Source organism: Fictibacillus sp. BK138 (assembly GCF_004216955.1).
Taxonomy (GTDB): Bacteria; Bacillota; Bacilli; order Bacillales; family Fictibacillaceae; genus Fictibacillus.
In genome coordinates this window covers 1-13,539 of sequence record NZ_SGXL01000005.1, presented here as the reverse complement: position 1 = coordinate 13,539, position 13,539 = coordinate 1, and the positions used below count along the sequence as shown (strand labels likewise).

The following is a 13,539-nucleotide window of genomic DNA, read 5'->3' as shown; positions in this document are numbered from 1 at the left end:
AAAGTGAGCACACCATTTGCCATCCGTTGTGACAACCGTCCAGTTATCGGATAATGTTCGAACATAGCGAGTTCCCGCAAATTCCTCATTACGGACCGCCTGGTAAAGGACCGGTACTGAAAAAGGGCATGGTTCTAGCAATAGAACCGATGATAAATGCGGGAACTCGCTATGTTCGAACATTATCCGATAACTGGACGGTTGTCACAACGGATGGCAAATGGTGTGCTCACTTTGAACACACGGTTGTCATTACGGAGGAAGGCTTTGAAATCTTAACAAAGATCTAGGTGAAGGTGATGAGATGGTAAGCGAATCTGATTCGGTACCGAATATAGGACAGCTGGTTCGGATACTAAAAGGAAGAGACGCAGATCGGCTTGGTGTTATAGTCGGCATTCTCGATGGACGTTTTGTTCTCGTAGCTGATGGTGATAAACGCAAGTTCGATCGCGCCAAACGAAAAAACCTGAACCATTTAGAGCTGCTGGATTTTATTTCTCCGGAAGTTGTTAAAAGCATTCTTGAAACAGGTCGTGTAACCAATGGCAAATTGCGTTATGCAGTAGCGAAGTTTTCCGACGAGAAAGTCATTGCTCTGAAGAAGGGAGATCAAGTCGATGGCTAAAGATGATGTTATCGAGGTAGAAGGTACAGTTATTGAACCTTTGCCGAACGCCATGTTTCGTGTTGAACTAGAAAACGGACACAAAGTTCTAGCGCACGTTTCTGGAAAGATTCGTATGCACTACATTCGAATTCTTCCAGGAGATAAAGTAACCGTAGAATTGTCTCCGTATGACTTATCACGTGGTCGTATAACGTATCGTTTTAAATAATCAATGTACTCCGTGACATAAGGAGGTTATAAAAAATGAAGGTAAGACCATCAGTCAAGCCAATATGTGAAAAGTGTAAAGTGATTCGCCGCAGAGGCACTGTAATGGTGATCTGTGAAAATCCGAAACATAAACAAAAACAAGGTTAATATACAGGAGGTGCAAAAATTATGGCACGTGTTGCAGGTGTAGATATTCCTCGTGATAAGCGAGTAGTTATCTCATTAACATACATCTTCGGTATCGGTAAAACAAAAGCACAGCAAATTCTTGCTGCAGCTGGAGTTTCTGAAGATACACGAGTTCGTGATCTTACTGAAGAAGAATTAAACAAAATCCGCGAAGTCATCGATGGACACAAAGTGGAGGGTGACCTTCGCCGTGAAGTTTCACTAAACATCAAGCGTCTAATCGAGATCGGAGCATATCGTGGTGTTCGTCATCGTCGTGGATTACCAGTACGTGGTCAAAACACGAAGAACAACTCCCGTACTCGTAAAGGACCTCGTCGTACTGTAGCGAATAAGAAAAAGTAAGTAAAGGAGGTAAACTCTAAATGGCAAAAGCACGTAAGACTAACACACGTAAGCGTCGTGTCAAAAAGAATGTTGAAGTCGGCGTAGCACATATCCGTTCTACATTCAACAACACGATCATTACGATTACTGACACGCACGGGAACGCAATCTCTTGGGCGACTGCTGGTCACCTAGGATTTAAAGGTTCTCGTAAGTCTACTCCGTTCGCAGCACAAATGGCAGCTGAAACAGCTGGTAAAACTGCAATGGAACATGGTATGAAGACGTTGGAAGTATCCGTTAAAGGACCTGGAGCTGGACGTGAAGCAGCAATCCGTGCCCTTCAAGCGGTAGGCTTAGAAGTAACAGCTATTCGTGATGTTACTCCTGTACCTCACAACGGTTGCCGTCCGCCAAAACGCCGTCGTGTGTAACGATATACACGGTATATAATTCCATAACTTGTCTATAATGGTTATAGTAAAAGTTTTGGCAAAAGATAAGTCGGAATGCCTATGGGGAATTTCGGCTGGTACAATCCAGCCGAGATTCGACGTTTGAAGGAGGGTTCAGTTGAATGATCGAAATCGAAAAGCCAAGAATTGAGACGGTTGAAATCAGCGACGATGCCACATACGGAAAGTTTGTTGTTGAACCACTTGAACGTGGATACGGGACTACACTAGGCAACTCCTTGCGTCGTATCTTGTTGTCCTCACTACCTGGTGCAGCAGTTACATCTATTCAGATTAATGGCGTATTGCATGAGTTCTCAACAGTTGAAGGTGTAGTTGAAGATGTTACTACAATCATCTTGAACTTGAAGAAGCTTGCAATGAAGATTTACTCTGATGAAGAAAAGACACTTGAAATCGACGTACAAGGTGATGGTGTTGTAACAGCTGGTGACATTACTCACGACAGCGATGTAGAAATCCTTAATCCGGATCTTCATATCGCAACACTAGCAAAGGGAGCTCATTTCCAAATGAAGCTTCATGCTAAACGTGGTCGTGGTTATGTACAGGCAGAAGGCAATAAACGCGAAGACCTGCCTATCGGTGTTATTCCTGTTGATTCTATTTACACACCTATTTCTCGTGTAAATTATCAAGTTGAAAACACTCGTGTAGGACAAGTAACAAACTATGATAAGCTAACGCTTGATGTATGGACAGATGGGAGCATTCGTCCAGAGGAAGCAGTTTCTCTTGGTGCGAAGATCATTAGCGAACATTTAAACATTTTTGTTGGCTTAACAGATCAAGCTCAGAACGCTGAGATTATGGTAGAAAAAGAAGAAGACCAAAAGGAAAAAGTTCTTGAAATGACTATTGAAGAACTTGATCTTTCTGTTCGTTCTTACAACTGCCTAAAGCGTGCTGGCATTAATACAGTACAAGAACTTGCGAATAAGTCTGAAGAAGACATGATGAAAGTACGCAACCTTGGCAAGAAGTCTCTTGAAGAAGTTCAGGAGAAACTTGATGAGCTTGGTCTTTCATTACGCGCTGACGATTAATTCGTAATACGCGCTTTTTCAAGACGAGAGAGAAACGCGCAGAGGAGGGAATACAAGCATGGGATACCAAAAGTTAGGTCGTGTATCTGCGGTTCGTAAAGCAATGCTTCGTGATTTAGCTACTGATTTAATCATCAACGAGCGTATTGAAACTACAGAAGCACGTGCAAAAGAAGTTCGTAAATTTGCTGAAAAAATGATTACGCTTGGTAAGCGTGGAGACCTTCATGCTCGCCGTCAGGCTGCATCGTTCCTTCGTAACGAAGTAGCAGACAGTGAGTCTGGCCAAAGATCTCTTCAAAAACTTTTCAGTGATCTTGCACCTCGCTATGCTGAGCGTAACGGTGGTTACACTCGCATCGCAAAAATCGGCCCTCGCCGTGGTGATGGTGCACCAATGGTTATCATTGAATTAGTATAATAAACGTTACTTAAAGGGCGGGATCAAGTCTTCGATGACAATCTTGCCCTTTTTTATTTGATTAAAAAATTGATAACGTAGAGCTTTGTCGCTCCTTTGGAAGAGTTGATTTGCGCTCCGGATGCTCGCTTTCCGCGGGGCGGGCGGTGAGCCTCCTGGCGCTTTGCGCCTTTAGGAGTCTCACCTGTCCCACTCGTCCCGCAGGAGTCTCGCATCCTGCGCTCCAATCAACTAGTCAGGGAAGCAAAAAAGCAAACCAAACAATCTTCTTTAAAAGTCGTTTTAAACCATTGCTGAATGTAATGGGAATCTGGGACATTCCAGCCTTTGCATCAGCACTAAATAGAAGAGCTTTTTATAAACGAGAGCAGAGAGCAGCTTAGAATAGCAGCAGCTAAGAGGAGGATGTCACATGGAGAGCATTATTTCGGTTAAGGATGTGACCTTTTTTTATCCGGGAGAAGAGACGGCTACGCTGAAAAACGTGAGCTTAGATGTATATAAAGGCGAGTGGCTTTCTATTGTTGGCCATAATGGTTCTGGAAAGTCTACTTTGGCAAAACTGCTGAATGGTCTGTTGCTGCCCAATGAGGGTACTGTGAATGTTTCTGAGTACGTAACAGCGCGTGAGGATGACATTTGGGAGATCCGCAGACAGGTAGGGATGGTTTTTCAGAACCCTGATAATCAATTTGTAGGGACAAGCGTTCAAGATGATATAGCGTTTGGTCTTGAAAACTTTGGTGTACCTCGTGAAGAAATGATCAAACGGATCAATGAGAGTGTTCAGCGAGTAGGCATGGAAGCTTTCTTGAGTCAAGAGCCGCATCAATTATCCGGCGGTCAAAAACAGAGAGTAGCGATTGCGGGTATTCTAGCACAAAAGCCTTCTGTCATCGTATTAGATGAAGCCACTTCAATGCTCGATCCGATTGGCAGGATTGAAGTGATGGAAACAGTTCGTGAACTCAATCAAAATGAAGGCATAACTGTTATTTCAATCACCCATGATTTAGAGGAAGCGCTAAGTGCAGACAGAGTTGTCGTCATGAAAATGGGGGAAAAAGCAGCAGAAGGGAAACCTGATACTATCTTTCAGCAACGTGATTTGCTGAAGTCTGCTGGTCTGGATTTACCGTTTTCACTAAAATTAAGCGAGGCTCTTCGCCGGCAGGGAGTCGAGCTTGAAAGAGGCTATCTAACGCAGGAAGAGCTGGTGAATGCATTATGGAAATTAGCATAAAGCAACTCGAACATCGTTATATGCAAGGAACGCCATTTGAAAGACGTGCTCTTCATGATGTGAACCTGCATATACCCGATGAAACATTCCTCGCACTTATCGGGCATACGGGGTCTGGAAAGTCGACACTTATTCAGCATTTGAATGGCCTGTTGAAACCATCGGCTGGATCTATAAAAATGGGCGACACGCTTTTAGAAGCTGGCGGGAAGAAGCAAGATCTAAAGCCACTTCGCAAAAAGGCAGGAATCGTTTTTCAATATCCGGAGCATCAGCTGTTTGAAGAAACAGTTGAAAAGGACATCATGTTCGGTCCTCGCAATTTTGGGATGGCAGAAGAGGAAGCGAAGAATACAGCTTCAAGAGTGATTGAGATGGTAGGATTGCCGCAAACCGTTTTAAGCAAATCACCGTTTGACTTAAGCGGAGGCCAGATGAGAAGAGTAGCAATCGCCGGTGTGCTTGCTATGAATCCAGAAGTTCTAATTCTTGATGAACCGACTGCAGGATTGGATCCCGCAGGCCGTGTAGAAATCATGGATCTATTTTATGATCTTCATCAAAAAAACAAGTTAACAACTGTGCTTGTCACTCACAGCATGGAGGATGCCTCCAAATATGCGGATGAGATTGCTGTCATGCATAAGGGTGAGCTTTACCTGCACGGGAAGCCAAGCGAAATTTTTAATGAGAGAAAAGCCCTTCAAGAGGCAGGATTGGATGTGCCGGAAACGGTTCAATTTCTTTTAAAGTGGAACGAGAAGTCAGGGCAGAACCTGTCACTTTCGGATTTTACAATAGAAGAACTGGCTAAAAGTCTTGGACAAGCTCTCAAGAAGAGGGGGAGCTAACATGCTGCAAAATGTAATTATTGGTCAGTATTACCCGGCATCGTCTCCTCTGCACCGGATGGATTCTCGTTCAAAGCTGATTGCTGCATTCTTTTATTTATTCATTGTCTTTCTAGCTAACAACTGGATCACGTATGGGCTGCTGATTGCTTTTACAGCTGTCACCATCTCATCATCCAAAGTTCCGCTTCGGTTTTTATATAAAGGACTTAAACCGATCCTTATTCTTGTAGTTTTCACGATGCTTCTGCACATCTTTTTAACAAAAGAAGGAGATGTGCTCTATAAAGCGGGCTGGTTAGAAATATACGAAGGCGGAGTAATCCAGGGTATCTTTATCGCGTTGAGACTTCTGTTGCTTGTGTTGATGACTTCGTTGCTAACCTTGACTACGACACCGATTGATATAACAGACGGACTTGAACATCTGCTTGGTCCATTGAAAAAGTGGAAGCTGCCTGTTCATGAGTTTGCTTTAATGATGTCGATATCTCTTCGTTTTATTCCGACCCTTCTGCAAGAGACAGAGAAGATCATGAAGGCCCAAATGGCTCGCGGTGCAGATTTCACAAGCGGTCCTATTAAAGAACGGGCGAAGGCCTTTGTTCCGCTTCTCGTTCCTTTGTTTGTATCTTCATTTAAGCGTGCAGAAGAGCTTGCACTTGCCATGGAAGCAAGAGGTTACCGCGGCGGGGAAGGCAGAACGAGGTTAAGAGCGCTAGAGTGGCATAATCGGGATACATTTGCCTTAGTACTGCTTATCCTGCTGACATTATTGCTATTTTTATTACGCAGTTAAAAGGAGAAAAACTATGGCTCGTATGAAAGTAACCGTAGCTTATGACGGAACTGACTTTGCCGGATACCAAATACAGCCTAGCGGAAGAACGGTGCAAGGGACGATTCAGTCTGTTCTCCAAAAGATGCATAAAGGAGAGGCTGTACAGATTTCGGCCTCTGGCCGGACGGATGCAGGTGTGCACGCGCTCGGTCAAGTGTTCCATTTTGATACAGAAATGAACATACCGAGTGATGCATGGGGTAAAGCTTTAAACGCGATGCTGCCGGATGACATTTTGATAAAAGATGTGGAAGAAGTACCGGATTCGTTTCATTCCCGGTTTTCGGCAGAAAGCAAAGAATATCATTACAAACTGCTCGTAAGTAAACAGCCTGATGTTTTTAGAAGGAACCACATGTTTCATTATCCGTATCCTTTAAACATTAGGGATATCCAAAAAGCGTGCAACTGTTTTCTAGGCACACATGACTTTACTTCGTTTTCATCTGCACGTTCAGAAGTAGCGGATAAGGTAAGAACAATCTATGCTTTGGATGTGTTAGAAGAAGGAAAGGCTCTGACCTTTAAAATCAAAGGCAGCGGCTTTTTGTACAACATGGTGAGGATAATCATCGGGACTCTTTTAGAGGTCGGACAAGGCAAAAGAAAGCCTGATGAGATCATAGCGGTTATTGCAGGCAAAGATCGAGCGTTAGCTGGAAAAACAGCACCTGCTCATGGCCTTTATTTATACCAAGTAAATTACCAAGAGAATTACCATGAGAATCATGAATAATATTTAGGATACGCTTGACATCGTTGTTTATATATTATAAGATATTATTTGGTATTTCTAAAGATATCGTCCACATGCCCCGGAGATATTTTGGGAAATGTTCACATTGAATATAATTGAATTTGATTGAAGATACAGGAGGGAAAACACATGCGTACGACTTTCATGGCGAAAGCTTCTGAAGTAGAACGTAAATGGTTTGTGATCGACGCTGAAGGCAAGACTCTTGGACGTCTATCCAGTGAAGTTGCTTCTATCCTTCGCGGTAAGCATAAGCCTATTTATACACCACACGTTGACACTGGTGATCACGTGATCATCATCAACGCAGAAAAGATCGAATTAACAGGTAAGAAATTGACTGACAAAATTTATTACCGCCACACTGGACACCCAGGTGGACTTCGTACGAGAACTGCATTAGAAATGCGTACAACTCGTCCGGTTCAAATGCTTGAGCTAGCAATCAAAGGTATGCTTCCAAAGAACAGCCTTGGTCGCCAAATGTTCAAAAAGCTTCACGTATATGCTGGAGCTGAGCACAACCATCAAGCACAAAAACCTGAAAACTACGAGTTACGCGGATAAAAAAGGAGGGTATTTACGTGGCACAAGTACAATATTATGGCACTGGACGTCGTAAGCACTCCGTAGCACGTGTACGATTAGTTCCTGGTGAAGGCCGTATCGTTATCAACGGACGTGACATAGACGAATTTTTCGGATTAGAAACATTAAAGCTTATCGTTAAGCAACCACTTAACACAACTGAAACAACTGATAAGTATGACGTATTAGTAACTGTTCATGGCGGTGGATACACTGGACAAGCAGGAGCTATCCGTCACGGTATCTCTCGTGCGCTTCTAGAAGCAGATCCTGAGTACCGCGGATCACTTAAAGCAGCTGGATTCCTTACTCGTGACGCTCGTATGAAAGAGCGTAAGAAGTACGGACTTAAAGGCGCTCGTCGTGCACCTCAGTTCTCAAAACGTTAATTCTTTATACGTTTATCAAAACCCTGTTCTCTTTTTGGAGAGCGGGGTTTTTTGTTTTCTTAGGCTTTGTACATAGCCGGATTACATGTGCGTAATTTGTCGAGGATTGTAAACTCGTGGATAAATGCTCGTTTTTCGTGGATTGGATGCAAAAATTTTTGGATTCAGGGACCAAATTTCTGGATTCAATACTAAAACTTTTGGATTCGTTTCAATTGTGCCTGAGTGGAAGGATTACCTTATGTTTTTTAGCACAATAATGCCAGCTTTTCCCTTACCATCTTTTATGCAGTGTCGATAAACCTTCCTTTGAGAAAAATAAAGGTAAGGAAAAACAATGCGTAAAATTAAAACGCAGGAAGGGGAGAAAGAATGGCTATTGTTTTAAACAACTTTAGAGAAAAACAGCGCTATAAAAAAGAAAATTTCGAGCGGAAAGTACTTCGCGACTTGTCGCTTCCTAATATAAAAAAGGAATTTCAGCGGTTGTTCCAGCCGTTTTTCCAATATTCTCTTCTGTATCAAAATGATATTGAGGACGCATGCATTGATATGGCTATCGATGCGTATCTGCTAGGTGCAGGCTACAGCCGTTTTGCTTACCATGGTGAAACGTTAGAAAAGATTAAAGATCGTGCATATGAAAAACAAAAAGCGATCGCAGATGGACTTTTTGAGTATTGGCAGTTCTGGTGCTGGGGTACAGAGATGATGATGGAATCACTGCACCTCTGCTGTGAAGCCTATGTCCATGTTTGGTGGATGGAAGGATACAGAAACGGTGAAAAACGCTACAGGATGAAACTGCAATAATCTTCAATAAGTTATAAATTCTTTCTTGTCCCATATACATAGTAATATATGGCTTGTATAGGGGGACAAAACATGAAGAAGTGGGTGAAGGGAGCCGCATTTGCATTAGGTTGCGCAGTCCTTATCTTTATTTTCACCTATCGTTTTTTAGATAATGATTCATGGCGTGCATGGAATCTGCCGTTATCCGGAAAAATTATCGTGATCGATCCTGGACATGGCGGTGCAGATGGCGGTGCCGTTGGTGACGGTGAAGTACTCGAAAAGGAAATCGCCTTAAACATCTCGATTATGCTGCGTGATTATCTGCAGGAAGCGGGAGCTCTTGTTATCATGACACGTGAAACAGACAAAGACTTGGCTGAAAAAGGAACGAGAAAGCTAAGACATCGAAAATGGGAAGATTTAAAAGAACGAAAAAAAATCATTAACGAAAATCATGCGGACTTATTTATCAGTATTCATTTGAATTCTTTGCCTTCCTCCAGATGGAGAGGCGCTCAAGTTTTTTACCACCCTGGTAGAGAAGAAGGTGAAGCGGTATCATTATTTATTCAAGATGAGATAAAGCGGAACCTTGAAAATACGAACCGTTTTGCAAAATCGATTGAAGGACTATACCTGCTCCGGTCAGCTGAAGTTCCTGGTGCTTTGGTTGAAGTAGGATTCTTATCTAATCCATCAGAACGTGAATTGCTAAAGACGAAATCGTATCAGCAAAAAGTGGCTGCTTCTATTTATCAAGGAATGCTCAGATACTATACAAACGAAACACCTCCTAAAACTCCTTATGATTAAGGAGTTTCTCTTTATGGCTTTATTAGCATCAACCACATCATTTAAAACCGCTTTCATGCTTGTCCTCTAAGGTTGTGATATACTGAAAAGGAATTTTACAGGTAAAGGATGTGTGTCTTTGTGCTTACTGAAGAGAAAGTAATCGAACTGTTAAGTCCTATTCAAGACCCTTATTTACATAAAAGCATGGTGGATTCCGGAAGTATTCGTGAGCTTAAAATAAAAGAAGGGTATGTTGGATTAAAGATCGGCCTTGCGCATACAGGAACACCAGAACAGATGCAGCTGCAGCAGCAGATTGTACAAGTTCTTAAGAACGCTGGTGTCGAGTCTGTCGGTTTGCGATTTGAAAAAAGAGATGATGTTCAGACAGAACAACAGCCGCAAGAGCAGGCTGGCGCACCGACACTTTTGTCTGAAAACAGCAAGACTGAGTTTATTGCGATCGCAAGTGGTAAAGGCGGAGTAGGTAAATCAACGGTTTCCGTCAACTTAGCAGTAGCACTTGCACGGTTAGGAAAAAAAGTAGGATTGATCGATGCGGACATTTATGGTTTCAGTGTACCGGATATGATGGGAATCACTGAGCGCCCCAAGGTAAAAGGCGATCGCATTTTTCCTGTTGACCGCTTTGGAGTAAAAGTCATTTCTATGGCGTTCTTTGTAGAAGACAATGCACCAGTTATTTGGCGCGGACCGATGTTAGGTAAAATGCTGATGAACTTCTTTAGTGAAGTAGAATGGGGAGATCTGGATTATGTTCTTCTCGACCTGCCACCTGGTACTGGGGATGTTGCACTGGACGTTCATAAGATGCTTCCAAAATGTAAAGAAGTAATCGTTACAACACCTCATGCGACTGCAGCGTTTGTTGCTGCAAGAGCTGGAACGATGGCGATCAAAACAAATCATGAAGTTCTTGGAATTGTTGAGAACATGGCTTATTTCCAAAGCGGGTCCACTGGCGAAAAAGAATATGTTTTCGGCAAAGATGGAGGAAAGCGATTAGCGGAAGAATTAAACGTTCCTTTGCTTGGGCAGATTCCATTAGGACAGCCTGAAATAAAAGAAGATGATTTTGCCCCAAGTGTGTATGAGCAGACTCATCCGATCGGCGAGCATTATATCAATATGGCTAAGACCATCATTGAAAAAACAAAATAAAAAAGGCCTCTCTTGATTGAGAGGCTTTTATTGTGCGTTTGATTGTTCCTGTTCCTGCTGGCCGCCGCCAGATGCTTCTTTTTCTTTTTTCGAAATGGATTGATCGATTTCATCATGTGCTACTTTTTTCAGCATTTCTTGAATTTGAGCCTGAACAATCGGACTCTCAAATGTTTCAAGCATTACTTTTTTCATTTCTTTTCGGACAGGCTGAGTATCAACAAGTCCTAAAAGTTTTTGTGCCATTTGCGGATTTTGCATGATCTTCATCACTTCTGCCTGATATTGGGGATCTTTGATAAGATCCTTCATTAGCTTTTCGTGTTCTTTTCTCATGCTTTTTGCAAAAGCTACAGAGAACTTAGGGTCTTTAAAAAGTGTCTGCCAGAACTTCTGCCCTTTCTCAGAAAGAAGCTGCTGTTCGATCGTCTGTTTTACGACTTCTTGGTCAATCAGGATTTCCTGCTGAATTTCTTTATCGGATAATACTTCTTTTATAGCTTTTTTTCCTTCATCTGTTTTTAATAAGTCGACAAACATCTTCTTTGTCGTTTCATAATCCATCTGGGAACTTCCCTGGGCTTCATTTTGTGCACAGCCCGTAAGAGAGGCCAGAATGATACAAAAGAGGAAAGTGTATATTTTTTTCAAATGGTTTCCTCCTCCTTTCAAGTGGGCTATATATCATTAGGATTGATTTTTAGGATTTATTTATACTGGTTATTTAAAGGAAAACTGGCAATTTAAAAAAGACATTGGTACAATCGTAACGGAGCAAGTTAGAGGGGGAAAACAAGCGTGAAAATCAAAAGTTGGCTCTTTTTATTCGTAACCACACTTTTAATCGGAATTGTGAGTGCCATCACGGTCGGACTCATATTAAAATTTCCTGAGAACAGCACCATTTTTGAGCTGTTATTATACATTTTTGGACTGATCGGCTTTGGGGCCTTATTCAGTGTTTTTAGCCAGATGGGTTTCTTTGCCTATTTGACCGTTCACCGTTTTGGCTTAGGCATCTTTAAGAGCCATCGCCTTTGGAATGGTGTGCAGCTTGTTCTTATTGCTGTCGTACTGTTCGATTTATTTTATTTAAGATATACGTCCTTTCATAAAGAAGGCGACAGTATAGTGAACTATATAGTGATTCCACTTGCGATTTTAGTATATGGTTTGATCATCGCATATTTAAAAGTTAAACAAACATCTAACGTAGCATTTATCCCGACCCTCTTCTTTATTACAGTCGTAACCATCCTGGAATGGGTACCGGTGCTTAAAGAAAACAATGCTCTATCTCTTTGGATGGGATTCGTTCCGTTAATGCTATGTAATACGTATCAGATATTAATGCTGCACAGATTGCTGCAGAAGAACAACCAAAAAAAGCCCATTGCATCTTAAAATGCATGGGCTTTTTGCTTTTTATTAGTTCACTTCTTTACTGCTTGCTTCTGTATTCGCGATCATCTCACTTACACTTACCAGCTTAAAACCATCACCTTTTAATTTATCAATGATTTGCGGCAGGGCTTTATGTGTCTGTTTAACAGAATCAGATGCATGAAGCAGGATGATATCTCCTGCCTTCGTACCATCTGTTGCTGTAGTAACAATCTTGTCGACACCTGGGTTTTTCCAATCCTTCGTATCAATGCTCCAATGAACAACCGTATGATTCAAGTTTTCAGAAATATTAAGTACTCGCTCATCGAAATTCCCATTCGGCGGTCGAAGAAGGGAAGTCATCTTGCCCGAAACCTTCTTAATCTTCTCTTGAGCTAAAAGAATATCCCTCTTGATCTGTTTATCTTCCCACTCGGTATAGCTTTTATATTGATAACCAAGACTCGCGACCTCATGACCATCTTTCACGATTCGTTCAACAATATCAGGGTGTCGTTCAGCCCATGCAGCTGATAAGAAGAAGGTACAATTCTTTACCCCTTTTTCTTTTAAAATATCCAGGATCGGTGTAACCCGTTTGTCTCCCCAGCTGATGTCAAAGGTCAAGGAAACCTTATTCCCCTGATCTTCCCCTTTGTATATAGCTCGAGGACCATCCTTTGATGAGAATACAGATAGTTGCTGCTGTCCCACGAAAGCGAGGGAGGCAGCAAAAAATGCTGCAAACACAACAACCATGTATTGTTTTACTTTCTTACCGTTTATGACAAAGAAAAATTTCATTTGCTCTTTACCCCCTTGTCCATACTTCCTTACAAAATATTTATGACTGTCTGGACAAGATATGACGGATATTTAAGAAAAACCAAAAAATAATAACAGAGCTTTTTCGTGGCAATAATGATAAAAGAAAAGTAAAGCGGGGTGTTGTGTTTTGATCGGAATGATGCTGAACCATCAGGAACTTAATGAATTCGAATATGTACTAAAAAAAGAAATGGAAGAACTGATGTATGATCTAGAAGATCAAAGAATCGATGGAATCGTAAAATCGGTCCTTGAAGAAAGGTACCAAATCATTTATCGTTTATTCTGCCGGTTTGCAAAACCAGCCGATTGCAGAAGGTATTTAAGGCAAAAACAAAGTAACTAATTTTTTTGAGAAAAACTATTGACCATTACATATGCATGGTGGTATATTATTTCTTGTCGCTTTTACAGCGGCGTTACAAACAAATTAAGATTCATTAAAAAAAGCGGTTGACATCAGCTGTTAAACGGTGGTATCTTATAAAAGTCGCCAAAACGAGCGACAAGCTTTAAACAAACAAGTTCTTTGAAAACTGAACAAAAGCAAAGGTAAGGAATTAAGAATTAATTCCGTCAGT

The 13,539-nt window shown here is 41.8% G+C and carries 20 protein-coding genes and 2 pseudogenes; 19 read left to right on the top strand and 3 right to left on the bottom strand.

Annotated features, from left to right (window positions below):
- Positions 1 to 78 (bottom strand): annotated as a pseudogene (locus EV282_RS19125) (type I methionyl aminopeptidase); the annotation flags it as partial.
- Here EV282_RS19125 and EV282_RS19120 point away from each other — a divergent pair.
- The 17 genes and pseudogenes from EV282_RS19120 to EV282_RS19040 form a co-directional block, all read left to right on the top strand.
- A pseudogene (locus EV282_RS19120) lies at positions 75 to 290 on the top strand (M24 family metallopeptidase); the annotation flags it as partial. The pseudogenes EV282_RS19125 and EV282_RS19120 sit on opposite strands and share 4 nt — an antisense overlap.
- A 14-nt stretch (positions 291 to 304) precedes the next feature.
- Positions 305 to 628, top strand: a complete 324-nt coding sequence (locus tag EV282_RS19115) for a KOW domain-containing RNA-binding protein (protein ID WP_077365530.1) — start codon at positions 305 to 307, stop codon at positions 626 to 628.
- Entirely contained in the window at positions 621 to 839 is a 219-nt protein-coding gene (infA, locus tag EV282_RS19110; protein ID WP_066237890.1) for a translation initiation factor IF-1, read from the top strand. The genes EV282_RS19115 and infA overlap by 8 nt, the downstream gene beginning before the upstream one ends.
- Before the next feature lie 35 nt (positions 840 to 874).
- Complete coding sequence (gene rpmJ, locus EV282_RS19105) at positions 875 to 988, top strand: 50S ribosomal protein L36 (RefSeq protein WP_007203526.1); 114 nt, start codon at positions 875 to 877, stop codon at positions 986 to 988.
- 21 nt (positions 989 to 1,009) lie between these two features.
- The gene (gene rpsM / locus EV282_RS19100; protein WP_130297461.1) at positions 1,010 to 1,375 is read left to right on the top strand and encodes a 30S ribosomal protein S13; all 366 of its coding nucleotides are present in this window, start codon (positions 1,010 to 1,012) and stop codon (positions 1,373 to 1,375) included.
- 20 nt (positions 1,376 to 1,395) lie between these two features.
- Positions 1,396 to 1,791 (top strand): 30S ribosomal protein S11, encoded by a 396-nt coding sequence (gene rpsK / locus EV282_RS19095; RefSeq protein ID WP_066237883.1) that lies wholly within the window; start codon positions 1,396 to 1,398, stop codon positions 1,789 to 1,791.
- Positions 1,792 to 1,934: 143 nt separating this feature from the next.
- Positions 1,935 to 2,879: a DNA-directed RNA polymerase subunit alpha gene (locus tag EV282_RS19090; RefSeq protein WP_130297460.1), complete on the top strand. Its 945-nt coding sequence runs from the start codon at positions 1,935 to 1,937 to the stop codon at positions 2,877 to 2,879.
- A 58-nt stretch (positions 2,880 to 2,937) separates the two neighbouring features.
- A complete protein-coding gene (rplQ, locus tag EV282_RS19085; protein ID WP_066285577.1) occupies positions 2,938 to 3,300 on the top strand; it encodes a 50S ribosomal protein L17 in 363 nt (120 codons plus the stop codon).
- 412 nt (positions 3,301 to 3,712) lie between these two features.
- On the top strand, positions 3,713 to 4,543 hold the full coding sequence (locus tag EV282_RS19080) for an energy-coupling factor ABC transporter ATP-binding protein (RefSeq protein WP_130297459.1): 831 nt from the start codon (positions 3,713 to 3,715) through the stop codon (positions 4,541 to 4,543).
- Positions 4,528 to 5,394 carry an energy-coupling factor ABC transporter ATP-binding protein gene (locus EV282_RS19075; protein ID WP_130297458.1) on the top strand — a complete coding sequence of 289 codons (867 nt, stop codon included), beginning with the start codon at positions 4,528 to 4,530 and terminating at the stop codon, positions 5,392 to 5,394. Before EV282_RS19080 ends, EV282_RS19075 begins: the two co-directional genes overlap by 16 nt.
- A gap of 1 nt (position 5,395) precedes the next feature.
- Entirely contained in the window at positions 5,396 to 6,193 is a 798-nt protein-coding gene (locus EV282_RS19070) for an energy-coupling factor transporter transmembrane component T family protein (protein ID WP_130297457.1), read from the top strand.
- A 13-nt stretch (positions 6,194 to 6,206) separates the two neighbouring features.
- Positions 6,207 to 6,971 (top strand): tRNA pseudouridine(38-40) synthase TruA, encoded by a 765-nt coding sequence (gene truA, locus EV282_RS19065; protein WP_130297456.1) that lies wholly within the window; start codon positions 6,207 to 6,209, stop codon positions 6,969 to 6,971.
- Between the two features lie 150 nt (positions 6,972 to 7,121).
- Complete coding sequence (gene rplM, locus EV282_RS19060; protein ID WP_066285587.1) at positions 7,122 to 7,559, top strand: 50S ribosomal protein L13; 438 nt, start codon at positions 7,122 to 7,124, stop codon at positions 7,557 to 7,559.
- Between the two features lie 17 nt (positions 7,560 to 7,576).
- Complete coding sequence (gene rpsI / locus EV282_RS19055) at positions 7,577 to 7,969, top strand: 30S ribosomal protein S9 (protein WP_066237857.1); 393 nt, start codon at positions 7,577 to 7,579, stop codon at positions 7,967 to 7,969.
- Between the two features lie 372 nt (positions 7,970 to 8,341).
- On the top strand, positions 8,342 to 8,782 hold the full coding sequence (locus EV282_RS19050) for a DUF2521 family protein (protein ID WP_077365544.1): 441 nt from the start codon (positions 8,342 to 8,344) through the stop codon (positions 8,780 to 8,782).
- Positions 8,783 to 8,854: 72 nt separating this feature from the next.
- Positions 8,855 to 9,580, top strand: a complete 726-nt coding sequence (gene cwlD, locus EV282_RS19045) for an N-acetylmuramoyl-L-alanine amidase CwlD (RefSeq protein ID WP_130297455.1) — start codon at positions 8,855 to 8,857, stop codon at positions 9,578 to 9,580.
- 120 nt (positions 9,581 to 9,700) lie between these two features.
- Positions 9,701 to 10,744 carry an Mrp/NBP35 family ATP-binding protein gene (locus tag EV282_RS19040; RefSeq protein WP_130297454.1) on the top strand — a complete coding sequence of 348 codons (1,044 nt, stop codon included), beginning with the start codon at positions 9,701 to 9,703 and terminating at the stop codon, positions 10,742 to 10,744.
- Positions 10,745 to 10,771: 27 nt separating this feature from the next.
- Here the strand turns inward: EV282_RS19040 and gerD are convergent, their stop codons facing one another.
- Positions 10,772 to 11,395, bottom strand: coding sequence for a spore germination lipoprotein GerD (gene gerD, locus EV282_RS19035; protein ID WP_130297453.1), 624 nt, complete (start codon positions 11,393 to 11,395; stop codon positions 10,772 to 10,774).
- Positions 11,396 to 11,542: 147 nt separating this feature from the next.
- Here gerD and EV282_RS19030 point away from each other — a divergent pair, with 147 nt between their 5' ends.
- Positions 11,543 to 12,148, top strand: coding sequence for a KinB-signaling pathway activation protein (locus EV282_RS19030; RefSeq protein WP_130297452.1), 606 nt, complete (start codon positions 11,543 to 11,545; stop codon positions 12,146 to 12,148).
- 24 nt (positions 12,149 to 12,172) lie between these two features.
- Here EV282_RS19030 and pdaB read toward each other — a convergent pair whose 3' ends face one another.
- Complete coding sequence (gene pdaB, locus EV282_RS19025) at positions 12,173 to 12,934, bottom strand: polysaccharide deacetylase family sporulation protein PdaB (RefSeq protein WP_130297451.1); 762 nt, start codon at positions 12,932 to 12,934, stop codon at positions 12,173 to 12,175.
- Between the two features lie 160 nt (positions 12,935 to 13,094).
- On the opposite strand from pdaB, the gene EV282_RS19020 reads away from it, so the two are divergent.
- Complete coding sequence (locus EV282_RS19020) at positions 13,095 to 13,304, top strand: hypothetical protein (RefSeq protein WP_347400211.1); 210 nt, start codon at positions 13,095 to 13,097, stop codon at positions 13,302 to 13,304.
- The last annotated feature ends 235 nt before the right edge of the window (positions 13,305 to 13,539 follow it).